The 23,881-nt window shown below is 42.9% G+C and carries 22 protein-coding genes and 1 riboswitch; of the genes, 20 read left to right on the top strand and 2 right to left on the bottom strand.

The window, feature by feature from the left end; all coding sequences use genetic code 11:
- The first annotated feature begins 16 nt into the window (after positions 1-16).
- From polX to trxA, 9 genes are all read left to right on the top strand, one after another.
- Positions 17-1,735, top strand: a complete 1,719-nt coding sequence (polX, locus tag DFR59_RS07920) for a DNA polymerase/3'-5' exonuclease PolX (RefSeq protein WP_114745087.1) — start codon at positions 17-19, stop codon at positions 1,733-1,735.
- 21 nt (positions 1,736-1,756) lie between these two features.
- Positions 1,757-4,120 (top strand): endonuclease MutS2, encoded by a 2,364-nt coding sequence (locus DFR59_RS07915; RefSeq protein WP_114745086.1) that lies wholly within the window; start codon positions 1,757-1,759, stop codon positions 4,118-4,120.
- A gap of 22 nt (positions 4,121-4,142) precedes the next feature.
- Entirely contained in the window at positions 4,143-4,550 is a 408-nt protein-coding gene (locus tag DFR59_RS07910; RefSeq protein ID WP_114745085.1) for a DUF350 domain-containing protein, read from the top strand.
- A 251-nt stretch (positions 4,551-4,801) separates the two neighbouring features.
- Positions 4,802-6,487 carry a long-chain-fatty-acid--CoA ligase gene (locus tag DFR59_RS07905; protein ID WP_114745084.1) on the top strand — a complete coding sequence of 562 codons (1,686 nt, stop codon included), beginning with the start codon at positions 4,802-4,804 and terminating at the stop codon, positions 6,485-6,487.
- Positions 6,488-6,660: 173 nt separating this feature from the next.
- Entirely contained in the window at positions 6,661-7,251 is a 591-nt protein-coding gene (locus DFR59_RS07900; protein ID WP_114745270.1) for a fatty acid metabolism transcriptional regulator FadR, read from the top strand.
- 19 nt (positions 7,252-7,270) lie between these two features.
- Entirely contained in the window at positions 7,271-8,044 is a 774-nt protein-coding gene (locus DFR59_RS07895) for an enoyl-CoA hydratase (protein WP_114745083.1), read from the top strand.
- Between the two features lie 92 nt (positions 8,045-8,136).
- Positions 8,137-8,910, top strand: coding sequence for an electron transfer flavoprotein subunit beta/FixA family protein (locus tag DFR59_RS07890; protein WP_114745082.1), 774 nt, complete (start codon positions 8,137-8,139; stop codon positions 8,908-8,910).
- 44 nt (positions 8,911-8,954) lie between these two features.
- On the top strand, positions 8,955-9,935 hold the full coding sequence (locus tag DFR59_RS07885) for an electron transfer flavoprotein subunit alpha/FixB family protein (RefSeq protein WP_114745081.1): 981 nt from the start codon (positions 8,955-8,957) through the stop codon (positions 9,933-9,935).
- Positions 9,936-10,105: 170 nt separating this feature from the next.
- Positions 10,106-10,420 carry a thioredoxin gene (gene trxA / locus DFR59_RS07880; protein ID WP_114745080.1) on the top strand — a complete coding sequence of 105 codons (315 nt, stop codon included), beginning with the start codon at positions 10,106-10,108 and terminating at the stop codon, positions 10,418-10,420.
- 53 nt (positions 10,421-10,473) lie between these two features.
- On the opposite strand, the gene DFR59_RS07875 is transcribed toward trxA, so the two are convergent.
- Complete coding sequence (locus tag DFR59_RS07875) at positions 10,474-10,662, bottom strand: hypothetical protein (RefSeq protein ID WP_114745079.1); 189 nt, start codon at positions 10,660-10,662, stop codon at positions 10,474-10,476.
- Positions 10,663-10,900: 238 nt separating this feature from the next.
- On the opposite strand from DFR59_RS07875, the gene uvrC reads away from it, so the two are divergent.
- Both uvrC and DFR59_RS07860 read left to right on the top strand, forming a co-directional pair.
- Positions 10,901-12,673, top strand: a complete 1,773-nt coding sequence (gene uvrC, locus DFR59_RS07870) for an excinuclease ABC subunit UvrC (protein ID WP_114745078.1) — start codon at positions 10,901-10,903, stop codon at positions 12,671-12,673.
- 64 nt (positions 12,674-12,737) lie between these two features.
- Positions 12,738-12,916, top strand: a riboswitch (Lysine riboswitch).
- A 114-nt stretch (positions 12,917-13,030) separates the two neighbouring features.
- Entirely contained in the window at positions 13,031-14,269 is a 1,239-nt protein-coding gene (locus DFR59_RS07860) for an aspartate kinase (protein WP_114745076.1), read from the top strand.
- Positions 14,270-14,334: 65 nt separating this feature from the next.
- On the opposite strand, the gene DFR59_RS07855 is transcribed toward DFR59_RS07860, so the two are convergent.
- Complete coding sequence (locus DFR59_RS07855) at positions 14,335-14,808, bottom strand: YslB family protein (RefSeq protein ID WP_114745269.1); 474 nt, start codon at positions 14,806-14,808, stop codon at positions 14,335-14,337.
- 365 nt (positions 14,809-15,173) lie between these two features.
- On the opposite strand from DFR59_RS07855, the gene DFR59_RS07850 reads away from it, so the two are divergent.
- From DFR59_RS07850 to DFR59_RS07810, 9 genes are all read left to right on the top strand, one after another.
- Complete coding sequence (locus DFR59_RS07850) at positions 15,174-15,782, top strand: succinate dehydrogenase cytochrome b558 subunit (protein ID WP_114745075.1); 609 nt, start codon at positions 15,174-15,176, stop codon at positions 15,780-15,782.
- A gap of 84 nt (positions 15,783-15,866) precedes the next feature.
- The gene (sdhA, locus tag DFR59_RS07845) at positions 15,867-17,636 is read left to right on the top strand and encodes a succinate dehydrogenase flavoprotein subunit (RefSeq protein WP_114745074.1); all 1,770 of its coding nucleotides are present in this window, start codon (positions 15,867-15,869) and stop codon (positions 17,634-17,636) included.
- The gene (gene sdhB, locus DFR59_RS07840) at positions 17,633-18,397 is read left to right on the top strand and encodes a succinate dehydrogenase iron-sulfur subunit (RefSeq protein WP_114745073.1); all 765 of its coding nucleotides are present in this window, start codon (positions 17,633-17,635) and stop codon (positions 18,395-18,397) included. Before sdhA ends, sdhB begins: the two co-directional genes overlap by 4 nt.
- A 135-nt stretch (positions 18,398-18,532) precedes the next feature.
- Complete coding sequence (locus DFR59_RS07835) at positions 18,533-20,113, top strand: bifunctional metallophosphatase/5'-nucleotidase (protein ID WP_114745072.1); 1,581 nt, start codon at positions 18,533-18,535, stop codon at positions 20,111-20,113.
- A 90-nt stretch (positions 20,114-20,203) separates the two neighbouring features.
- Entirely contained in the window at positions 20,204-20,665 is a 462-nt protein-coding gene (locus tag DFR59_RS07830; protein WP_114745268.1) for an acyl-CoA thioesterase, read from the top strand.
- 152 nt (positions 20,666-20,817) lie between these two features.
- Positions 20,818-21,042 carry a helix-turn-helix domain-containing protein gene (locus DFR59_RS07825; RefSeq protein ID WP_014097816.1) on the top strand — a complete coding sequence of 75 codons (225 nt, stop codon included), beginning with the start codon at positions 20,818-20,820 and terminating at the stop codon, positions 21,040-21,042.
- A gap of 155 nt (positions 21,043-21,197) precedes the next feature.
- Positions 21,198-21,653: a MarR family winged helix-turn-helix transcriptional regulator gene (locus tag DFR59_RS07820; RefSeq protein ID WP_114745071.1), complete on the top strand. Its 456-nt coding sequence runs from the start codon at positions 21,198-21,200 to the stop codon at positions 21,651-21,653.
- 10 nt (positions 21,654-21,663) lie between these two features.
- Complete coding sequence (gene racE / locus DFR59_RS07815; protein WP_114745070.1) at positions 21,664-22,458, top strand: glutamate racemase; 795 nt, start codon at positions 21,664-21,666, stop codon at positions 22,456-22,458.
- Positions 22,459-22,723: 265 nt separating this feature from the next.
- Entirely contained in the window at positions 22,724-23,800 is a 1,077-nt protein-coding gene (locus DFR59_RS07810; RefSeq protein ID WP_114745069.1) for a GerMN domain-containing protein, read from the top strand.
- Positions 23,801-23,881 lie beyond the last annotated feature (81 nt).

The raw sequence follows: 23,881 nt of genomic DNA, 5'->3' as shown, positions 1-23,881 counted from the left end.
AAAGGTGTGACAGATCATGAATAAAAAAGACGTCATCAGACTGCTTGAACATATAGCCATATATATGGAATTAAAAGGGGAAAACACATTCAAAGTGGCAGCATTCCGAAAAGCGGCCGCTGCGCTTGAAGGCGATGATCGAAGTTTGAAAGATATAACAGACTTCCAATCCCTATCAGGCATCGGCAAAGGAACCGCAGCTGTTATCGAAGAATTTATAGAGAGCGGAACATCCAGTGTGCTGGATGAATTAAAGAAAGAAGTGCCGAGCGGGCTCATCCCCCTTCTGCAGCTGCAGGGCCTCGGAGGGAAGAAGATTGCGAAACTCTACCAAGAACTTGGCGTAGTGGATATGGAAACCCTGAAAGCTGCCTGTGAAGAAGGGAAAGTAAAAGAATTGGCGGGATTCGGGAAGAAGACAGAAGAAAAGATTCTCGAAGCCATCAGCCAGTCTGGTAAAAGGCCGGACAGGCTCCCGCTTGCCTATATGCTGCCGATAGCGGAGAAGCTTGAAAAGCATTTGAGGGATATGGATGGAATCATTCGCTTTTCCAGGGCAGGAAGCATCAGAAGACTTCGGGAAACCATTAAGGACCTTGATTTCATCATAGCCACAGAAAATCCTCAAAAAGTGAAGGAACATCTGATGTCGCTGCCGGATATTAAAGAGTCCATTGCGAATGGAATGACGAAGGTGTCGCTTACATTTGAATGGGACTATGATATTTCGGTAGATTTCCGTTTGGTGGAACCAAAAGAATTCGCTACAGCCCTTCATCATTTTACAGGCTCAAAGGATCATAATGTGAGAATGAGACAGCTTGCCAAAGATAGAGGCGAGAAAATAAGTGAATACGGGGTAGAGAACGCTGAAACGGGTGAAATTCTGACATTCGAATCAGAAAAGGATTTTTTCGCCCATTTCAACTTGCCGTTTATTCCTCCAGAAATCAGGGAGGACGGAAGTGAAGTGGAGCTATTCAAATCAGAAGACTCCATTGTTTCCCTGGAAAATATCAAAGGCGACCTGCATATGCACAGTACTTGGTCGGATGGTGCATTCTCTATAGAGGAAATGGTTGACGCCTGCAGGGAAAAAGGCTATGAATATATGGCCATTACCGATCATTCCCAATACTTGAAAGTCGCCAATGGCCTGACAGAAGAAAGAGTCAGGAAGCAGATGCAGGAAATTAGGAGTTTAAATGAGAAGTATGATGATATAACCATACTTTCAGGAATAGAAATGGATATTTTGCCTGATGCCACACTTGATTATTCAGATGAGCTTTTGCAGGAATTGGACATCGTCATTGCATCCATCCACTCCAGTTTCTCCCAGTCTAAGGGGAAAATCATGGAGAGGCTGAAGACAGCACTGGTCAATAATCATGTGGATATCATTGCCCATCCTACAGGAAGGCTGATTGGAAGGCGTGAAGGGTATCCGGTTGATATGGATATGCTGATCGAACTGGCTAAAGAAACAAAAACAGCTCTTGAATTGAATGCCAATCCAAATCGACTGGATTTATCATCAGAGAATATTGCCAAAGCACAGAAGTCAGGTGTCAAGATTGTCATCAATACGGATGCCCACAACAAAGATAACCTGAAATTCATGGAGCTGGGGGTTGCGGCTGCGAGAAAAGGCGGAATCGCGCCTGAAAATATCCTGAATACGTATAGCAAGGATCAATTAATGGCGTTTTTAAAACGCCACGACACTGAGTAGCAGAGAAGGGAGACTATCTCCATGTTAGAAAAAGTATTACGGACGTTAGAGTTCGATAAAATAAAAAATCAATTAATGGAGTTTGCTTCATCCGCTTTAGGAGCAGCCAAAGTAAAACAGCTTGTTCCTTCTTCGTCCTTTGAAGAAGTGGTTTTGATGCATGAAGAAACGGATGAAGCAGCAAGCGTGATCAGATTAAAAGGGAATGTTCCATTGGCAGGGATCCATGATATCAGGCCGCATGTAAAAAGATCGGAAATTGGCGGGATTCTTAGCCCTCAAGATTTTGTTCAAATTGCAAGTACGATGCATGCGAGCAGAGTCATCAAAAAATTCATTGATGATGTTGTGGAGCAGGATGCGATCCAAATTCCCATTTTAGCGGAAAAAGCGGATAGAATGGCTGTGCTGACTCCTTTGGAACATGAAATTCGAAATGCCATTGATGACAATGGAGAGGTCCTCGATTCTGCCAGTCCTGAATTAAGGAACATCAGAAACCAATCGAGAACGAACGAGGCACGTGTTAGAGAGAAACTTGAAGGATACATCCGTTCAAGCAATGCTGCAAAAATGCTGTCTGATGCAATCATTACCATCAGGAATGATCGTTATGTCATCCCGGTGAAGCAGGAGTACCGCAGCCATTACGGCGGGATTGTCCATGATCAATCTTCATCTGGACAAACATTATTCATAGAACCCCAGTCGGTTGTCCAGCTTAACAATCAGTTGAGGGAACTGCGAATGAAAGAACAGGAAGAAATCGATAAGATCCTTCAGCAGCTCTCTCAGGAAATCGCCGCAGTGAGCCATGAACTTTTTCAAATCGTTGGCGTCCTGGCAGAATTGGACTTTCTATTTGCAAAAGCAAGATTCGGGAAATCCATTAAGGCATCCAAACCGAGAATCAATGATCAAGGGATCGTCCGATTATATAAAGCACGCCACCCTATGCTTCCGATAGAGGAGGCAGTGGCCAATGACATCATCATTGGGGATGATTATTCTACGATCGTCATCACAGGGCCGAACACCGGCGGTAAGACGGTTACTTTGAAAACAATCGGGCTCTCCACCCTGATGGCACAAGCGGGCTTGCAGATTCCAGCACTGGACGGCTCAGAGATAGCTGTCTTTAAACAAGTCTTTGCTGATATTGGGGATGAGCAGTCCATTGAACAAAGCTTGAGTACTTTTTCTTCCCATATGGTGAATATTGTCGACATCCTTAAGAATGTGGATCACGAGAGCCTGGTTTTATTTGATGAATTAGGAGCGGGGACGGATCCTCAAGAAGGTGCAGCATTGGCTATTTCGATTCTTGATGAAGTATACCATCGAGGTGCAAAAGTCATTGCCACCACCCATTATCCTGAATTGAAGGCATATGGATACAACCGCGAAGGTGTCGTCAATGCTAGTGTTGAATTTGATATCGAAACATTGAGTCCGACATATAAGCTATTGATCGGAGTGCCCGGGCGAAGCAATGCATTTGAAATCTCCAAACGCCTTGGTTTGAATGATGATGTCATTCAGAATGCAAGATCTTATATCGGTACGGATACGAACAAAGTAGAGAAAATGATCGCTTCCCTCGAAGAAAGCCGTAAACTGGCTGAAGATGAGGAAAAAGAAGCATCCGAGCTATTAAAGAGCGCTGAAAAACTCCACAAAGATCTTCAGAAACAAATGATTGAGTTTTATGAAACGCGTGATTCCCTGTTTGAAAAAGCAGAGCAAAAGGCAGCAAAACTAGTGGATGCGGCCAAAGACGAAGCTGAAGATATCATCAAGAATCTAAGGCAGATGCAGATGGAGAAAAATGCGGAAATTAAAGAACATGAATTGATTGAAGCAAGGAAAAGGCTTGAGGACGCAGCTCCTAATCTTCCAAAATCCAAAAAAACAGCTGCTAAAGCCCAAACGAAGCATGAGCTGTCCCCAGGGGATGAAGTGAAAGTTCTAAGCTTTAATCAAAAAGGACATCTTGTGGAACGGGTGTCTTCAAAAGAGTGGCAAGTGCAAATCGGCATCATGAAAATGAAAGTGAACGAATCCGACCTGGAGTTCATCAAATCACAGCAGCCAAAAGTGGAAACAAGACCGGTTGCTACTGTGAAAGGTCGTGATTTCCACGTCAGCCTTGAACTTGATCTGCGGGGCGAAAGGTATGAGAATGCTCTCTTGAGAGTTGAGAAATATCTGGATGATGCCGTTCTTGCAGGTTATCCCCGAGTTTCGATCATCCATGGAAAAGGAACCGGTGCACTGCGCCAGGGCGTCCAGGAATATTTGAAAAATCACCGCAATGTGAAGCGAACGCGTTTTGGAGAAGCAGGTGAAGGGGGAAGCGGCGTCACTGTCGTTGAATTGAAGTAGGTATAAGGGGGATGAGGATCAAGTGAATCCTTTTTGGGAAAATGAGTATGTACAGACAGCGGGATACTATAGTGTAGTCATCCTGTGCATGGTTTTATTTTTGGCGGTCTTTGAATTTGTCACAAAATATAAAAATTGGGATGAGATCAAAAAAGGAAATCTGGCTGTAGCCATGGCAACAGGAGGGAAGATATTTGGCATCGCAAATATCTTCCGCCATTCCATCATGCAGCATAATACATTGTTTACCATGATAACCTGGGGAGTCTTCGGATTCGTTCTTCTTTTAATCGGGTACTTCATTTATGAATTTTTGACCCCGAAGTTCAAAATCGATGATGAAATACAACAGGATAATCGGGCAGTCGGATTTATTTCCATGGTCATTTCAATAGGATTATCTTATGTGATCGGAGCCAGTATTTCGTAAGGAGTGGGCATAAAGAATGGATACATTGGCGAAAGTGCTGCTGGCGCTGTGCGGCGGGTTTTTATTAATCGGAATCATATATATGGTATTTTTTGCTTAAGGGAAGAAGATCAGCTGACACACAGCTGGTCTTTTTTTGCATTTAAATGGTATAAGAGATAAATTGTAACGGGACTTTCGATATATTATAATAAATAAAGAAATTAAAATTTTCTAATTTTTTATGCGGTATATTCGAAAGGAGGATTCATATGTCAAATAAACCATGGCTTTCGCAATATCCGGAAGAGATCCCTGCATCCATTCCTTACGCACCCATTCCGGTTCAATCATATTTGGCTGAAGCAGCTGCCAAGTATCCGGAAAAAACGGCTATTCATTTTCTTGGCAAAGAGATGAAATATAAGGAAGTGCATGAAGCAGCACTTAAGCTGGCGAATTATTTAAAGAGCCTGGGAATTAAAAAAGGAGACAGGGTTGCGATCATGCTGCCGAATACTCCTCAGTCTGTCATAAGCTATTATGGCATCCTCTTTGCTGGTGGAATCGTCGTACAGACGAATCCGTTATATATGGAGAGGGAGCTTGAATATCAAATGAATGATGCAGGAGCGAAAGTCATCATCACCATGGATATTCTTTATCCAAGGGTGATGAAAGTCAAAGAATCGACCTCCTTGGAACATATTGTTGTAACCGCTATCAAGGACTATCTTCCATTTCCAAGGAATGTCGTCTATCCTTTCATGCAGAAACGGCAGTATGGGATAGTCGTCGATGTAAAGCACAGCGGAAATAATCATTTGCTGAAAACGATCTTGGCTGAGACGGAAGCTTCCCCCATCCAATTGGAATTTGATTTTGAAGAAGATCTCGCCCTGCTTCAATATACAGGCGGAACAACTGGTTTCCCGAAAGGGGTCATGCTGACTCATAAGAACTTAGTGTCAAATGCTTCCATGTGCGATGCGTGGCTCTATAAATGCAGGAAAGGCGAAGAGGTCATTTTAGGGATCCTCCCGTTCTTCCACGTTTACGGCATGACGGCTGTCATGATATTAGCCATCATGCAAGGATACAAGATGGTCCTGCTTCCTAAGTTCGATGCTGAAACGACATTGAAGACCATCCAAAAGCAAAAGCCTACCCTTTTCCCTGGGGCGCCAACGATCTATATAGGCTTATTGAATCATCCTAAACTCAAAAACTACGATCTATCTTCCATCGAATCATGCATCAGTGGTTCAGCACCGCTGCCTGTGGAAGTACAGGAGAACTTTGAAAAAGCAACGAACGGCAAATTGGTGGAAGGCTATGGATTGACAGAATCTTCCCCCGTAACACATGCGAATTTCCTTTGGGACAAAAAGCGGGTAAAAGGAAGTATAGGCGTCCCTTGGCCTGATACAGATTCCGCTATTCTATCCATGGAAGATGGAAAGCCTCTTCCTCCAGGGGAAGTAGGAGAAATTGCGGTGAAAGGCCCTCAAGTGATGAAAGGCTATTGGAACAGGCCTGAAGAGACCGAGCAGATCTTGAAGGATGGCTGGCTTTTGACTGGAGACCTTGGCTATATGGATGAAGACGGATATTTCTATGTGGTGGACCGCAAAAAAGATATGATCATTGCAGGTGGATTCAATATTTATCCGCGGGAAATCGAAGAAGTCCTTTATGAGCATGAATCTGTCCAGGAAGCAGTGGTAGCCGGAGTTCCGGATGCCTATAGGGGAGAAACGGTGAAGGCCTATATTGTGAAAAAGGATGGCGCCGCTCTTACGGAAGAAGAGTTGAATGCTTTTGCGAGAAAGCATCTTGCAGCTTATAAAGTCCCAAGAATCTATGAATTCAGGGAAGAATTGCCTAAAACTGCAGTAGGGAAAATATTAAGGCGTGCCCTTGTAGAAGAAGAAAAGAAAAAAATAAAAGAAGCTTAATCCTCATCGATAGGTTCACATTTGGAGCCGGGCATCATGGCTCTGTATTTTTGCACTTTTCTCAATTAGATAGACAGGCTATTCTTGACAACCATATAGTTTCTCATTATGATAGAAATATGAATGATGGTTCATTCATCATTTCGAAAGTCAAAGAATATCAGGTGATAGCTATGAAGCGGAATAAACCAAAATATAAACAGATCATTGATGCTGCTGTCATTGTGATTGCCGATAATGGCTATCATCAAGCACAAGTTTCAAAGATTGCAAAACAAGCAGGAGTCGCAGATGGCACCATCTATCTGTACTTTAAAAACAAAGAAGATATCTTGATTTCATTATTCCAGGAAAAAATGGGATTGTTTGTTGAAAAAATTCAAGATGTTATAGCAGGAAAACAAAAAGCGGCAGAGAAGTTATTAGTGATGATAGAAAATCATTTTAAAATTCTATCGGATGATCATCATTTGGCCATCGTCACTCAATTGGAACTGAGACAGTCGAACAAAGATCTTCGCTTAAAAATCAATGATGTCTTAAAGGAATACTTGCTGTTGATGGATGACATCCTTCAGGAAGGCATCGATAACGGTGAATTCGATTCCAAGCTTAGTATCAGGCTGGCAAGACAGATGATTTTTGGTACAATTGACGAAACAGTCACCACATGGGTAATGAATGATCAAAAGTATGATCTCGTAAAACAAGCTCCAGCCGTTCATCATCTCTTGCTTCAGGGCTGTGGACAAAAAGGAGAATAAAAGAGATAGGGGGATTGGTGTGCAGTACTTATCTTTAAGAAAAGACAATCATGTGGGCTTTGTAACCCTAAACCGCCCTCCAGCGAATGCATTGGCTTCAGGCGTGATCGAGGAGCTTTCCCTGCTGCTGGATGAAGTGGAAAAAGATGAAGAAATCAGAGTCCTGCTTCTGCACGGTGAAGGAAGATTCTTCTCAGCGGGAGCGGATATTAAAGAATTCACTTCCATTCAAACGGGAGAAGACTTCACAAAACTTGCAGGCAAGGGCCAGGATGTATTTGAAAGGCTTGAACAATTCGGAAAGCCTGTCATTGCAGCCATTCATGGAGCTGCTCTTGGCGGAGGACTTGAATTGGCAATGGCCTGCCACATCCGCTATGTAAGTGAAACTGCAAAATTAGGCCTTCCTGAACTTCAATTGGGACTTGTTCCCGGATTTGCTGGGTCACAGAGGCTTCCACGATATGTCGGGATGCCAAAAGCGGCTGAAATGCTTTTGACAAGCGAGCCGATTACAGGAACAGAAGCAGTATCCTGGGGACTTGCGAATGCGGCATACCCGGAAGAGAGCCTTTTAGAAGAGGCTTCAAAGACGGCTCATAAAATTGCCGAGAAAAGCCCGGTTGCCATGAAAGCGGCAATCGAACTCCTCAACTACGCCAAAAACCATGACTATGCCAATGGCGTAAAACGAGAAGGAGAACTATTCGGCCACGTATTCATGTCCGAAGACGGCAAAGAAGGCATCAGCGCATTCATAGAAAAAAGAAAGCCTGAATTCAGAGGAAAATAATAAAAAAGAAAAATTAAAAATAAATTTTTTTATCATTAATTTTCTTAATATTTTAAACTAAAATAATGTTTTCATTATTAGGAGGGCACAAAATGAACATCTTCGTTTTAATGAAGCGAACTTTTGACACAGAAGAAAAAATAACTATTTCCGGCGGCCAAATCAATGAAGACGGCGCTGAATTCATCATCAACCCATATGACGAATACGCAGTGGAAGAAGCTATCCAGATTCGAGACGCGCACGGCGGTGAAGTGACAGTCGTAACAGTAGGAAACAGCGAAAGCGAAAAGCAGCTCCGTACAGCGTTGGCAATGGGTGCTGATAAAGCCGTTCTGATCAATACAGAAGATGATCTTGAATATGGAGATCAATTTACAACTGCAAAAATTTTAGCTGAATATTTAAAGGATAAAGATGCAGATATCATTCTTGGCGGGAACGTAGCGATCGACGGCGGTTCTGGACAAGTTGGGCCTCGTGTAGCCGAATTGCTTGACATCTCTTATGTCACTACTATCACGAAACTTGAAGTGAACGGAGATAAAGCAACAATCGTGAGAGATGTTGAAGGAGATTCAGAAGTCATCGAAGCTTCCCTTCCATTGCTTGTGACTGCGCAGCAAGGATTGAATGAGCCCCGATATCCTTCTTTGCCGGGAATCATGAAGGCGAAGAAAAAGCCATTGGAAGAGCTTGAACTGGATGATCTTGATTTAGATGAAGATGATGTAGAAGCTAAGACAAAAACGATTGAAATCTATCTGCCGCCTAAAAAGGAAGCAGGCAAGGTCCTTGAAGGAGATCTTCAAGATCAAGTGAAAGAACTGGTTAATCTATTGAATAAAGAAGCGAAAGTCATATAAATAGAATACTTTTAACTCGAGAAGGACAAACAGGAGGGAATAGCATGTCTAGAAAAGTTTTGGTATTGGGTGAAGTGAGAGATGGTTCTCTTCGCAACGTTTCATTCGAAGCGATTGCGGCTGGGAAAACAATTGCAGAGGGCGGAGAAGTTGTCGGTGTTTTAATCGGCGATTCTGTAAGCGCTTTAGGCGAACAGCTTATCCATTACGGAGCAGACCGTGTGGTTGTAGTAGAAGATGAAAAGCTGAAGCAATATTCTTCTGATGGATTCTCACAGGCATTCAAAGCTGTGGCGGATGCTGAAAATCCAGAAGGAATCGTGTTTGGCCATACGGCTCTAGGAAAAGACCTTGCGCCTAAAATCGCAGGTAAATTGAACACTGGCCTTATTTCAGATGCTACTGCTGTAGAAGAAGCAGGCGGCAATATCGTCTTCACAAGACCGATTTATTCCGGTAAAGCATTTGAAAAGAAAATTGTAACGGATGGCATCATTTTTGCGACAGTTCGTCCAAACAATATTCCATCCCTTGAAAAAGATGAGTCCCGCAGTGGGGATGTATCATCCGTTTCAGCTGAAATCAAAGACCTGCGCACCGTTATCAAAGAGGTAGTCCGCAAGGCAAGCGAGGGTGTAGATCTTTCAGAAGCAAAGGTGATCATTGCCGGTGGACGCGGTGTTAAAAGTGAAGATGGCTTTGAGCCTTTAAAAGAACTTGCAGATGTACTAGGAGGAGCAGTCGGTGCTTCACGTGGAGCATGTGATGCGGACTACTGCGACTACTCCCTGCAGATCGGCCAAACAGGGAAAGTCGTAACGCCTGACTTATATATCGCATGCGGCATCTCAGGAGCGATTCAGCATTTAGCTGGTATGTCCAACTCCAAAGTAATCGTCGCAATCAATAAAGATCCAGAGGCAAACATCTTTAAAGTGGCTGACTATGGAATCGTGGGGGACTTGTTCGAAGTAGTACCAATGCTCACAGAAGAATTCAAGAAACTTAAAGTAGCCAACTCATAATTATTTTCTTAAGCAAAAGCGGCTGAACGGCCGCTTTTTTCTTGCAGCGGCGAAATGAATAGCACCCGAAATAAAAGGGAAAGTTACGTACGAGCAAATCATTCGCAACATACTATAATGAGTGATATACTACGTTTAAGATTTAAGGAAATTATAGGAGGCATAACAATATGGCTATCACAAATGCAACTGATCAAAACTTTGGTGCTGAAACTAGTCAAGGGCTAGTATTGGCTGATTTTTGGGCTCCGTGGTGCGGACCTTGTAAAATGATCGCTCCAGTACTTGAAGAGCTTGACTCTGAAATGGGCGACAAAGTAAAAATCGTAAAAGTGGATGTAGATGAAAACCAAGAAACTGCAAGCAGCTTCGGAGTTATGAGCATCCCTACATTGATTGTTCTAAAAGACGGGGAAGTCGTTGATAAAGTAATCGGATTCCAGCCAAAAGAAGCTTTGGCAGAACTTTTAAACAAACACGCATAATCAATCTTCACAAAAAAAGCTGCCGGACCACGGCAGCTTTTCTTTTTAGTAGTTTACTGCTTGCCCAGCATAGCCATCAAGGCCTTATAAATCAGGAAGAGAGAGAAAATCACAATCGCCAATATTCCAATTAAGGTAGTTATCGGCGCTATGCTTGCCAAAAAGGTGCCTGCTAAAGGAACTTTAATTAATGCTAACCCTGCTAATATACCAGCTAACATCAAAAGTATTAATCGATCCATACTGTTAACCCTCCTCTCCATGCATTATATGTCCATTAAATAGGTTGGGTGACCAAGTAATGGAGAAGTGGGCCGGGAAAAAAGTATCGGAAGAAGAAAAGATATCACGCTGAATTTTCTGCACTTGATAATGCATTAACCCATTCGTTTTCATTTTCCGCCTCCGACGGTATAATATAATCATTGAAACAGCCTCACCAAAAACGGAATTGTATGAGGCTTTTGGAGTTGGTAATCATTGAATGAATTGATTAAAAATAAATTAGCACTGCTGCCCGATCAGCCGGGGTGCTATTTGATGAAGGACCGCCAAGGAACCATCATCTATGTAGGAAAGGCGAAAATACTCAAGAACCGCGTCCGCTCTTATTTCACCGGATCCCATGATGGCAAGACGCAGAGGCTGGTCAGTGAAATAGAGGATTTTGAATATATCGTCACTTCATCCGATCTTGAAGCGTTGATTTTGGAAATGAACCTGATTAAAAAATGGGATCCAAAATACAATGTGATGCTGAAGGATGATAAAAGCTATCCTTTTATTAAATTGACTGCTGAGCGCCACCCCCGTCTGATTACGACAAGAAAAGTGAAAAAAGATAAAGGGAAATATTTTGGCCCGTACGCCAACGTTGGTGCAGCAAATGAAACGAAGAAGCTGCTCGACCGACTTTATCCTTTGAGGAAATGCTCCACACTTCCAGATCGTGTCTGCCTCTACTATCACCTTGGGCAGTGTTTGGCTCCATGCGTAAAAGAAGTGAAGGATGAAACCTATAAGCAGATGGTGGATGAAATCACCAGGTTTCTTAATGGGGGATACAAGGAAGTCAAGTTGGAATTGACTAAAAAGATGGAAGAAGCTTCTATGAATCTGGAGTTTGAACGTGCAAAGGAATTCCGGGACCAAATCATCCATATCGAAGCCACTATGGAAAAACAGAAAATGACAATGACAGATTTCACTGACAGAGATATCTTTGGGTATGCTGTTGATAAAGGATGGATGTGCGTCCAAGTTTTTTTTGTCCGTCAAGGGAAGATGATCGAAAGGGATGTTTCCCTTTTCCCGGTGTATGATGAACCGGATAATGAATTCTTAACTTATTTAGGGCAGTTCTATTCAAAAAACAATCATTTCAAGCCGAAGGAACTGTTGGTCCCAGAATCAGTGAATGAAAATCTTGCTGCTGAACTCCTTCAGATAAAGGTACTGAAACCAGTCAGAGGGCAGAAAAAAGACTTGGTCCGGCTGGCTGAAAAAAATGCGAAAATCGCCTTATCTGAGAAATTTGCATTGATCGAGAAAAATGAAAAGCGTACCGTCCTGGCTGTGGAAAATCTCGGTGAAGCAATGGGGATTTATACCCCGCATCGGATTGAAGCTTTTGACAACTCCAATATACAAGGCGCCGATCCGGTTTCAGCCATGGTTGTATTTACAGATGGCCGTCCGGATAAAAAGGAGTACAGGAAGTATAAAATAAAAACCGTAAAAGGGCCGGATGACTATGACTCCATGCGGGAAGTCATACGGAGAAGGTACACCCGGGTCTTAAAGGATGGGCTTCCTCTGGCTGATTTAATAGTGATAGATGGAGGGAAAGGCCAGATAGAAGCTGCAAGGGACGTACTCGTGAATGAGCTAAACTTGGAGATTCCAGTCGCGGGTCTTGCCAAGGATGATAAACACAGGACATCCCTGCTCCTATTCGGGAATCCGCTTGAAGTGGTGCCTCTTGAGAGGAACAGCCAGGAATTCTATTTGCTGCAAAGAATCCAAGATGAAGTGCATAGGTTTGCAATCACTTTCCATAGACAGCTTCGCGGCAAGACTACCTTCAACTCGATCCTCGATGAAATTGAAGGGGTGGGTCCAAAGAGGAAGAAGCAGCTGTTGAAGCATTTTGGCTCCATGAAAAAAATGAAAGAAGCAACAGTGGAAGATCTTATAGAGTCAGGGCTCCCGGAAAAAGTGGCTAAAAATATTTTTGAGAAATTACGTGACTAGCATATTCTTCTTTCGGCAGGCTGTGCTATAATGAGGACAACTTTATACGAAATCACTTTTTAAAAGTGATGATAGAGGTGCAGACTTCAAGAGTAGTCATTAAGAGGCGTATGAGCGCTGAAGAAGGATGATGAAAGGGGATGTCTGCCGAAGTGGGAAAGTACTCATGGCTTTTTCGCTGGTTCTGCATTGAACAAATGCAGGATTGTCAAGATGGTCACATCTTGGAGAGCTATCTCACCAGTGCTGCTTTTTTTATTTACGAGCATCCAAGGGCAATGAGATATCTCATTGCCCTTTTTCTATTGGTGAAACCTTTCTCCAAATGGTATTTCTAAACGAAAGAAGGAGAAACAAATGGGGCTTATTGTTCAAAAATTCGGTGGGACTTCCGTGGGGAGTGCAGAGAGAATTCAAAATGCTGCCAAAAGGGTAGCTGATGAAATTGAAAAAGGAAATCAAGTGGCTGTGGTCGTCTCTGCTATGGGGAAATCAACAGACGCCCTGGTGTCTTTGGCACAGAGCATCAGTTCGATGCCGAATAAGAGGGAAATGGATATGCTGCTTGCAACAGGTGAGCAGGTAACGATTTCACTGATGGCGATGGCATTGCAGGAAATGGGGATAAAAGCTGTTTCACTGACAGGCTGGCAGGCAGGCATAAGAACGGAAGCGGTGCCTGGAAACGCAAGGATAACAAATATCCAAAACGAGAAGATGATGAATTACTTGGACGAGGATAAAGTAGTGATTGTTGCAGGATTTCAAGGGTTGGATGAACATGATGAAATTACAACACTCGGGCGGGGCGGTTCCGATACGACAGCCGTAGCCCTTGCAGCTGCATTAAAAGCAGATAGGTGCGATATTTATACAGATGTACCAGGAGTTTTTACTTCCGATCCAAGATATGTGAATGATGCACGGAAGCTCCATTCTATTTCTTACGATGAAATGTTGGAATTGGCTAATCTGGGTGCAGGTGTGCTTCATCCAAGGGCAGTTGAATTTGCCAAAAATTACGGAGTGCCGCTTGAAGTTCGTTCAAGCATGGAAAATATCGAAGGAACCATTATTGAGGAGGAAGCATCAATGGAGCAAAATTTAATCGTACGCGGTGTTGCATTTGAAGAAGATATCATACGTGTCACACTTACTGGTCTTTCAAATGAACTGCATCATTTGTCTCAAATCTTCATGACGCTGGCCGCTGAACATGTCAATGTTGACATCATCATCCAAAGCCGGACAGAATCACAGCAAGCAAGCGTCTCTTTTTCTATCAAGAAAGATGTCCTTCAAGATACGATTCGCATCCTTGAAGAAAATAGGGTTTTATTAGGTTTTGAGGATGTAGAATATGAAACAGGACTTGCCAAGGTATCCATTGTAGGATCAGGGATGGTATCCAATCCGGGTGTAGCAGCAAGGATGTTCAAGGCGCTCGCTGACAATGAGATTCAGATCAAAATGGTAAGCACTTCTGAAATCAAAGTTTCTACTGTCATCAGCCAAGAGAGGATGATCGATGCTGCCAACATCCTTCATAATGAGTTTGGCTTGAGTGGGATTGAAGCCCCGGTGGAAGCGAAATAAAAATAAGCTATAAAAAAAGAAGGCTTGGAGTTCAAGCCTTCTTTTTTGTATTCTCTATACTTCTATCAATCTGCTACTTTATCCTTTTGATCCCATTGGACAAGGATATGTACTTTTTTCTGGCGCTTTTGCACCTCTTCATATGCCTCAGTGATTGTTTTTTGCTGGGTTTGAATCTGCTGGGCCAAAAAACCAGCTTCCATCCGGAAACAGGACTGTTCCTTCATCTCGAGCCTTTTTTGAATGGAAGGACTCGTCAATTCATACTCAGTGGAATTTTTTCCTTGCTTCACGGCTTTTAAATGACCCCAGCCAGCTTCCAAGAAAAATGATTGGATTTCCTCATCGGACAGCAGAGGAAATTTCCGTGCAAGGTGCTTTCCGGCCCAGTATAAAATATCCGGTGTTTCTTTTCCAAGCAAATCCGGAATGAGGACCTCCCTTAATAATTCATACCCAAAAAGCGGCACCGTATCCTGGCGGGGCGGTTCTGCTTCATTATGATCGTGTTCATTTTCATGCGAGTTTTCGGATTCCATGGATAGTAGTTCTTCTGAAGAAGTTTTCACGTTATTCCCCTCTTTCTATACCCACTATTATATACAAAACAAAGAGATGTTTAAAAAGGAAAAAAGTACTGGAATATTTTTTCACGATATTTTATTGTTTACCATTACACACAGATAACATCAATTTATTCAGTAAAACCCACGAATATGAACATGCAGGCGAGTTTGAACTACAGTTGATTTTGTGAATACGTTTTCTTGACGCTCACCCTACATGGGAGTAAAATGGACATGTCACATTATTGTTATAATTCAATAATGCATCGCTTGTCGCATTGAATCGAATGCTGTCTACAAGTCGGGTGCAGAGCTTTCATCATTAAGGGGGGTAAATCATGGCTGGAAATCGTGAATTTAATTATCGCAGATTGCACTCATTGCTAGGAGTAATTCCTGTTGGTTTATTCTTGTGCCAACATTTAGTAGTGAATCATTTTGCCACACGCGGAGAAGCGGCATTCAATGATGCTGCTCATTTTATGGAATTACTTCCTTTCCGCTATTTCTTGGAAATCTTTATTATTTTCCTGCCTTTGCTGTTCCACGCAATTTACGGGCTTTATATTGCATTTACGGCAAAAAACAACGCCAGCAGATTCGGTTATTTCCGCAACTGGATGTTTATGCTGCAACGTGTATCCGGTGTAATCACTTTGGCTTTCGTTGCATGGCATGTATGGGAAACGCGCGTTCAGGCAGCATTTGGCGCTGAAGTTAATTTCCAAATGATGGAGAACATTCTGTCTAATCCATTTATGCTTGCTTGGTACATAATCGGTGTGGTTTCAACAGTATTCCACTTTGCTAATGGATTATGGTCATTCTGCGTAAGCTGGGGAATTACAGTAACGCCTAAATCACAGCTTATTTCTACATACGTTACATTATTGATTTTCGTAGCATTGTCAGTAGTGGGCGTATCAGCACTTCTTGCATTCGTCTAATACAGGAAGGTTTTCCTTCTGATTGATAGATAGAATGATTGACTGTTTCAAAGAAAGAACATTGTAAAAAGGAGTGAGTATACGATGAATAACGGAAAAATCATCGTGGTCGGCGGTGGACTAGCCGGCTTGATGGCAACTATTAAAATCGCAGAAACAGGAACACCGGTCGATCTGTTTTCACTAGTGCCTGTTAAGCGTTCTCACTCTGTGTGTGCGCAAGGTGGCATCAATGGTGCGGTTAATACAAAAGGGGAAGGCGATTCTCCTTGGATCCACTTTGACGATACGATATATGGAGGAGACTTCCTTGCGAATCAGCCTCCAGTAAAAGCGATGTGTGATGCAGCACCTGGCATCATTAACTTGCTTGATCGTATGGGTGTTATGTTCAACCGTACACCAGAGGGATTATTGGACTTCCGCCGTTTTGGAGGAACAGAGCATCATAGAACTGCATTTGCCGGGGCAACTACTGGCCAGCAGCTTTTGTATGCCTTGGATGAGCAAGTAAGACGCCATGAAGTGTCCGGTCTTGTCAATAAATTTGAAGGCTGGGAATTCCTTGGAGTCATCACAGATGATGAAGGAATTGGCCGTGGAATCGTGGCTCAGGATCTGAAGACGATGGAAATCAAATCCTTCCCTGCTGATGCAGTCATCATGGCATCAGGCGGTCCGGGAATCATCTTCGGAAAATCAACGAACTCAGTCATCAACACTGGTTCAGCAGCATCCATCCTTTATCAACAAGGCGCATATTATGCGAATGGAGAGTTTATCCAAATCCATCCTACGGCCATCCCAGGGGATGACAAACTTCGCTTGATGAGTGAATCAGCCCGTGGTGAAGGTGGACGTGTATGGACGTATAAAGATGGAAAGCCTTGGTATTTCCTGGAGGAAAAATATCCTGCATACGGAAACTTGGTGCCGCGTGATATCGCAACACGTGAAATTTTTGACGTCTGTGTTAACCAAAAGCTTGGAATCAACGGGGAGAACATGGTTTACCTTGATCTGTCCCATAAAGATCCAAAAGAATTGGATATCAAATTAGGCGGAATCATTGAAATCTATGAAAAATTCATGGGTGATGATCCACGTAAAGTTCCAATGAAAATCTTCCCTGCTGTCCATTATTCTATGGGTGGACTTTGGGTTGACTATGATCAAATGACGAGTATCCCTGGTGTATTTGCTGCCGGAGAATGCGACTATTCCCAGCATGGAGGAAATCGTCTAGGCGCCAACTCCTTGCTTTCTGCCATCTTTGGCGGTATGGTTGCAGGTCCAAATGCAGTTAAATACGTTAAAGGACTTGAAAAACATTCTGATGATATTTCTTCAACAGTTTACGACCGTTTCGTAAAAGCTGAAGAAGAAAAATGGAATGGCATCCTATCAATGGATGGAAAAGAAAACGCCTATGTCCTTCATAAGGAACTAGGTGAATGGATGACTGACAACGTAACAGTTGTCCGCCATAATGATAAGCTTCTTCAAACAGATCAGAAGATCCAAGAATTGATGGAGCGCTATAAAAATATCAATATCAATGATACAGCTAAATGGAGCAACCAAGGAGCGACGTTCACACGTCAGCTTCAAAACATGCTTCAGCTTGCACGTGTCATCACTATTGGTGCATACAACCGCAACGAAAGCCGCGGAGCGCACTACAAACCGGAATTCCCGAAACGAAACGATGAAGAATTCCTTAAGACGACTATGGCTAAATACAATGCTGAAACGAATCAACCGGAATTCCACTATGAAGAAGTGGATCTTTCCTTGATTCCACCACGCGAACGCGACTATACCAAAAGTAAGAAAGAGGCGAATAAAGGATGAGTGAAAACAAAAAAGTTCGCTTCATCATTACACGTCAAGATAGTCCTGAAGCGACACCTTACCAAGAAGAATTCGAATTGAATTATCGTCCGAACATGAACGTCATTTCTGCTTTGATGGAAATCCGACGCAATCCGGTCAATGCCAAAGGACAGGCTACTACTCCAATCACTTGGGATATGAACTGTCTTGAGGAAGTCTGCGGTGCCTGTTCAATGGTAATCAACGGAAAGCCAAGACAATCCTGTACAGCTCTAGTCGATAAATTGGAACAGCCAATCCGCTTAGAGCCGATGCGTACATTCCCTGTTGTCCGCGACTTGCAGGTTGACAGAAGCAGAATGTTCGATTCATTGAAGAAAGTCAAGGCTTGGATTCCTATCGATGGAACGTACGATCTTGGTCCTGGTCCGCGCATGCCTGAGAAGAAACGCCAATGGGCATACGAGTTGTCAAAATGTATGACATGCGGCGTCTGCTTGGAAGCATGTCCGAATGTGAACAGCAAATCTGATTTCATCGGTCCTGCACCATTGTCTCAAGTACGTTTGTTCAATGCACATCCAACAGGTGAAATGAACAGAGACGAGCGCCTTGAATCCATCATGGGTGATGGAGGACTTGCGAACTGCGGCAACTCTCAAAACTGTGTACAATCTTGTCCAAAAGGCATTCCTTTGACAACATCCATCGCAGCTTTGAACCGCGACACTACATTCCAAATGTTCCGCAACTTCTTCGGAAGCGACAAAACTGTATAATGGGTATGAAAGAAACCGTCAGAAATGGCGGTTTTTTTATTTGTCTTAAACCGGAAACGTCCCGATTTTGATTGCCAACATAAATGAAATCGACCAATAATGGAATACTAAACGGAAAAAGCGGAGGTGGATGATATGAAAAAAATCATATTACAAAAAGCAGCTGCACTCCTTTTAGTATTTTCTCTCTTGCCAATCCATGCAACTGTTTCTTTTGCGGAAGAAAAGCCTTCGGATTATGATATTACGCTCCTTTATACAAATGATACACATTCCCACTTGGAAAATATGCCTTATCTTCATACCCTCATTAAACAAAATGAAAATCCGAGAAGCCTTTTGCTCGATGCAGGAGATGTCTTTTCCGGAACTTTATTCTTTGTCCAATTCCTAGGCCAGGCCGATGCTCAATTAATGAATCAGATTGGATATGATGCCATGACGATTGGAAACCATGAGTTCGATCGTACATCCCAGGTGCTCGCCAATTTTATAACAAAATCAAACTTCCCGCTCCTAAGCGCCAATATCAGGTTAGATGGCGATAAAACACTGGGGCCATTATATAGAAAGGAAATAGGCGATCCCCCTGAAAATGGAAAAATCTATCCCGCCATAGTGAAGGAAGTCAATGGGAATAGGATTGGAATTATTGGATTGACTACTTTGGATACTCCAATCCTTTCACGCCCATCAAAAGAGATTGAATTCGAGAATGCAAAAAAGAGCGCAAGAAAATGGATCGAAAAATTAAAGGATATGAATGTGGACAAAGTGATTGTCCTTTCCCATCTTGGTATTTTCGAGGACAAAAAATTAGCGAAATCCGTCAAGGGAATCGATGTCATCGTCGGTGGACATACACATACAAAAATTCCAAAACCGATTGTGATGAATAAGAAGACCGAACCTACACTGATTGTCCAGGCGTATCGTCATGCCAATTTTTTAGGCAGACTTGATTTATCTTTCGGCTCCGATGGGGTTTTGGAGAAATGGAACGGGAAACTGATCAATGTCCTTTCGAAAAATGTTGCTCCTGACCCGACAGCTATGGAAATGGTGAAACAATTCACCGGGGAAATCAATGTAATGAATCAGAAAATCATCGGCAATACCGCTGTTTATTTAAACGGAGATTTAAGGGACGTCCGTACGCAGGAAACGAACCTTGGTGATCTCGTGGCAGATTCCATGCTCAATGAGGCTAAAAAAATGACCCAGGCTGATTTGGCGTTAATGAACGGAGGAGGAATACGTAATTCAATCTCCCCTGGTCCAATCACCCTTGGAACCATACGATCAGTCCTGCCTTTTCAAAACCAGCTGGCAGTACTGACCATGTCAGGTGCACAAATCAAGGAAGCCCTTGAGTTTGCTTTGGCAGATATCAATGAAGAAGCGGGGAGGTTTCTTCAAATGTCAGGCCTGAACATCCAATACAATCCTTTCTCCCCACCCGGTAATAAGATTATAGAAGCCAAAGTGATCAAAAATGGCGCATATGCACCATTGGAGGCTGACAAAATGTATAGAGTTGTGGTCAATGAGTTTCTTTCCGATGGAGGAGACGGTTTTGACATGTTCCGATTGGCTAAAGAACAAGGAAATTCGGAAATTTTGCCTCTAGTCGATTATCAGGCACTTGCATCGTATATCCAAACTGCGGGAACGATTGACATTCAGCCGGAAGGGAGAATAGTGAGAATTTCTTAATTTCAGACTTCATTCTTTGCAACAAGTGAAAAAGACCCTATAATAAAAGAATGAACATTCATTCATTTTTAAAAGGGGTTGAAATCATTGTTGAATCGTGTTGCCTATATAAATGAACCTGAAAGCTGGAAGGAAGAATTTGAATTTTACCACCCATTGACGGTAAGGTTTTCTGAAACGGATATGTTTGGGCATTTGAACAATACCGTTCCATTTACATATTTTGAAGAAGCAAGGATAGAGTTTTTCAAGAGTAAAGGATTTATGCAGGATTGGGTCAAGCCGGAAAGCGAGCAAATCCCTGTCGTAGCAGACCTCCAGTGTGATTTCTTGCAGCAAGTATTTTTTGGTGAGGCATTAAAGGTATTTGTGAAAGCAGCGAAAGTCGGTACATCATCAGTCGACCTTCACTATATGGGAATTAAACAAAATGATGACATCTGCTTTGTCGGACGGGGAACGATGGTCCAAATTTCTAAAAAGACCGGGAAAGGCGTCCCATGGACCGAAGAAATGAAGCAAAAACTGGGTATGCGTGCGTCTGTAAAATAAACAAAAATGTGAAGCAACTTTTTTTCTTTTTTTTGCATATTCTTTGCCTTTATCATGTCACTTCAATTATTTAAGTCACATATGATAGCGTGACGACCAAAATACCCATCCCCGCGGTTTAAAGCTGGCGAAGGCAAGGAGGGTTACAATAGTTGAAGGACAATGATTTCACTCACAAACCGTTGCTCACAAAGAGAGAAAAAGAAGTATTCGAATTGTTAGTACAAGACAAAACAACGAAGGAAATCGCAAGCGAACTGTTTATCAGTGAGAAAACAGTTCGGAACCATATTTCCAACGCCATGCAAAAGCTTGGAGTTAAAGGCCGTTCACAAGCCGTAGTGGAACTTCTTCGCATGGGAGAATTAAAGCTATAAAGGTTGCCGGCTACCCTGATGTGGTTAGCCGGTTTCTCCATTTTTATAAGTTTAGAGGGTTTTTGAATGCCCTCCGAATAATTCATTCTTGATATTTGATGAGAAAAAAGGGAAAATGACGATAGAAGGATCAATTGAAATAGGGAGTGCATTAAATGATTAAGGAAAACGTCAGCCAGGAAAATCTTGATGTCGTTGCTGATATAGAAAAAGATTTGCGCTACATATCTGCTATCATTAAACAAAAGGGCCGTGAGATCTTGAGCAATTATACGATCACACCACCACAGTTTGTTGCATTGCAGTGGCTTTTTGAGGATGGCGATATGACGATTGGAGATCTATCCAACAAAATGTTCCTTGCATGCAGCACGACAACGGATTTAGTGGATCGTATGGAAAAAAATGAGTTGGTCATGCGTGTGAAGGACCCGAATGACCGCCGTGTCGTCCGCATTCATCTGCTTGATGAAGGGAAAAGGATTATTGATGAAGTGATCCGAAAGCGGCAAATTTATTTAAATGAACTTCTTCAAAACTTTTCAAGCGATGAAGTCTTAAACCTAAAAGACAACCTAGTTAAACTACACCATGAAATGAAGGATAAATGAGGCGAGCAGCTTGAATCAACCGATAGGAATCATCGATTCGGGAGTTGGCGGCTTGACTGTTGCCAAAGAGGTCATGCGCCAGCTGCCAAAAGAAACAATCTATTATTTTGGGGATACGGCAAGGTGTCCTTATGGTCCGAGGCCTGTGGAAGAGGTAAGAACTTTTACTTGGCAAATGACAAAATTTTTACATGACCATCAAATCAAGATGCTGATTATAGCGTGCAATACCGCAACTGCTGCAGCACTTGATGAAATCAGGTCCGAACTGGATATTCCTGTCATAGGGGTTATTTATCCAGGCGCAAGGGCCGCATTGAAATTGACCAAGAATGAGAAAGTCGGTGTGCTGGGTACGATCGGTACGGTTAAGAGCGGAGCCTACGATGAGGCGCTTTCCACCCTTAATCAAAAGGTATCCGTTCATTCGCTGGCATGCCCCAAGTTTGTTCCTTTAGTGGAAAGCGGCGAATATGGCAGTTCGTTCGCTAAGAAAATCGTTGCTGAAACATTAAAGCCTGTCAAGAATTGGGGAATCGACACACTGATTCTCGGATGCACACACTATCCTCTCCTGCAGCCGGTCATTGAAAATTTCCTCGGCAAAAGGGTGAAAGTGATCAGTTCAGGCGAAGAAACAGCAAGGGAAGCCAGTACGATCCTCTATCATAATCGAATATTATCAAACAATAAAGAAGCCCCGATGCATCGATTCTTCACGAGCGGTTCAGAACCGATTTTCACAAGGATTGCATCAGATTGGCTTGACATTGATATAGCACATGCAGAAACCATCCGTTTATGACGGGTGGTTTTTTGTATGAATGAGCCGCTTCCGCTTTTTTTGTAATCCAGCTCCGCCTCCTAGAGGCTAGGAGACTTCCCTCAGCACACTTACGATAAGTCAACATCGAATCGCTTCGCTCTTCGTGTTTCCTTTATCTCGTGGTGCTGCGCTCCAGTCTCTACGCCTCTTAACAGTCGGCTCCGCTTTTTTTTGTCCAAGCGGTCTATTTGTCCACACTAGCTCGTATACATGTAGTACAAACTGTCTTTAGGAGGGTTATTGCATGTCAAATAAAACAAAAGCGACGATTGCCGTCACGGTTTTGGCTTCTTCAGTTTATTTATCTGGATGTGGGTTATTCGGGGGGGATAAGGAAAAGGTGGATCCTCCGCAGGATGTTTCCTATCTTAAGGAAGGACAAACGGTTGAAACATCCGCGGGCAAGGATGGCAAGGGCAAAGCTGCTTCGAGTGAAGCAAATGAACAGACTCAGCCAACAGAGCTGTATTTGATCAATAAAGACGGGTATGTGATGGCTCAGACACTGCAGCTTCCGAAAACGGAAGGGATAGCAAAAGAAGCATTGGAGTACCTGGTGGCCAACGGTCCAGTTTCTGAAATGCTTCCTAACGGGTTCCGGGCAGTCCTGCCGGCAGATACGGAAGTGCTTGGCGTCGATATTAAAGATGGTGTGGCTGTAGCAGACTTCTCAAAAGAATTCTCGACATATCAAGCTGAGGATGAACAGCGGATCCTGCAAGCGGTGACTTGGACACTTACACAGTTTGATAGCGTCAAACGCGTAGAGCTGCGGGTAAATGGTACACCTCTCACAGAAATGCCTGTGAATGGAACGCCGATCAATTCCAACGGACTGAGCAGGGCGGATGGCATCAATATGGATACATCAGGGGTAGCGGATATTACGAATACACATCCTGTCACTGTCTACTACTTGTCCCAAAATGGAGAAGGCTATAACTATGTCCCTGTAACGAAAAGGGTTGATAACTCCGTCAAGGATGACGTAGCGGCAGTTGTTAATGAACTGGTAAACGGCCCTGGCTATAATAGCAATCTTGTTACTGATTTCCTTCCTGACGCAAAGCTTGTTGATGCGCCGACAATTGAAGACGGCACCGTCACATTGAATTTCAATGAGTCGATCCTAGGAAGCTTAAAAGAAAAGAAAGTCTCCGAATACTTAATGAACTCGCTTGTTCTTTCATTGACTGAACAGCCGATGATTCAAAAGGTGGCTATAGAGGTGAATGGAAGCACTGAATTAGTGAATGAAGATGGGAAATCCATCACTGAACCTGTCTCTCGTCCTGAAAAAGTGAACACAGGTAGTTTTTAAAAATTAATTTTTGTTATACTATATAGTGTACATCAGAAAGAGGCTGGCTACTGCCGCCTCTTCTTTAATTTGAAACAGCAC

The organism is Falsibacillus pallidus (assembly GCF_003350505.1).
In the GTDB taxonomy this organism is placed as follows: domain Bacteria; phylum Bacillota; class Bacilli; order Bacillales; family DSM-25281; genus Falsibacillus; species Falsibacillus pallidus.
This window is presented reverse-complemented; position numbering and strand designations above follow the sequence as displayed.

What these genes read in the sequence shown, in the direction of transcription:
- DFR59_RS07855 (WP_114745269.1), bottom strand. Translation starts at nt 14,808, where the DNA reads ATGGAATCCGAAAACTCGCATGAAAATGAACACGATCATAATGAAGCA.
- trxA (WP_114745080.1), top strand. Translation starts at nt 10,106, where the DNA reads ATGGCTATCACAAATGCAACTGATCAAAACTTTGGTGCTGAAACTAGT.
- DFR59_RS07850 (WP_114745075.1), top strand. Translation starts at nt 15,174, where the DNA reads ATGGCTGGAAATCGTGAATTTAATTATCGCAGATTGCACTCATTGCTA.
- DFR59_RS07810 (WP_114745069.1), top strand. Translation starts at nt 22,724, where the DNA reads ATGTCAAATAAAACAAAAGCGACGATTGCCGTCACGGTTTTGGCTTCT.
- DFR59_RS07890 (WP_114745082.1), top strand. Translation starts at nt 8,137, where the DNA reads ATGAACATCTTCGTTTTAATGAAGCGAACTTTTGACACAGAAGAAAAA.
- DFR59_RS07820 (WP_114745071.1), top strand. Translation starts at nt 21,198, where the DNA reads ATGATTAAGGAAAACGTCAGCCAGGAAAATCTTGATGTCGTTGCTGAT.
- DFR59_RS07875 (WP_114745079.1), bottom strand. Translation starts at nt 10,662, where the DNA reads ATGGATCGATTAATACTTTTGATGTTAGCTGGTATATTAGCAGGGTTA.
- sdhA (WP_114745074.1), top strand. Translation starts at nt 15,867, where the DNA reads ATGAATAACGGAAAAATCATCGTGGTCGGCGGTGGACTAGCCGGCTTG.
- DFR59_RS07915 (WP_114745086.1), top strand. Translation starts at nt 1,757, where the DNA reads ATGTTAGAAAAAGTATTACGGACGTTAGAGTTCGATAAAATAAAAAAT.
- polX (WP_114745087.1), top strand. Translation starts at nt 17, where the DNA reads ATGAATAAAAAAGACGTCATCAGACTGCTTGAACATATAGCCATATAT.
- DFR59_RS07860 (WP_114745076.1), top strand. Translation starts at nt 13,031, where the DNA reads ATGGGGCTTATTGTTCAAAAATTCGGTGGGACTTCCGTGGGGAGTGCA.
- DFR59_RS07885 (WP_114745081.1), top strand. Translation starts at nt 8,955, where the DNA reads ATGTCTAGAAAAGTTTTGGTATTGGGTGAAGTGAGAGATGGTTCTCTT.
- DFR59_RS07905 (WP_114745084.1), top strand. Translation starts at nt 4,802, where the DNA reads ATGTCAAATAAACCATGGCTTTCGCAATATCCGGAAGAGATCCCTGCA.
- DFR59_RS07900 (WP_114745270.1), top strand. Translation starts at nt 6,661, where the DNA reads ATGAAGCGGAATAAACCAAAATATAAACAGATCATTGATGCTGCTGTC.
- sdhB (WP_114745073.1), top strand. Translation starts at nt 17,633, where the DNA reads ATGAGTGAAAACAAAAAAGTTCGCTTCATCATTACACGTCAAGATAGT.
- DFR59_RS07835 (WP_114745072.1), top strand. Translation starts at nt 18,533, where the DNA reads ATGAAAAAAATCATATTACAAAAAGCAGCTGCACTCCTTTTAGTATTT.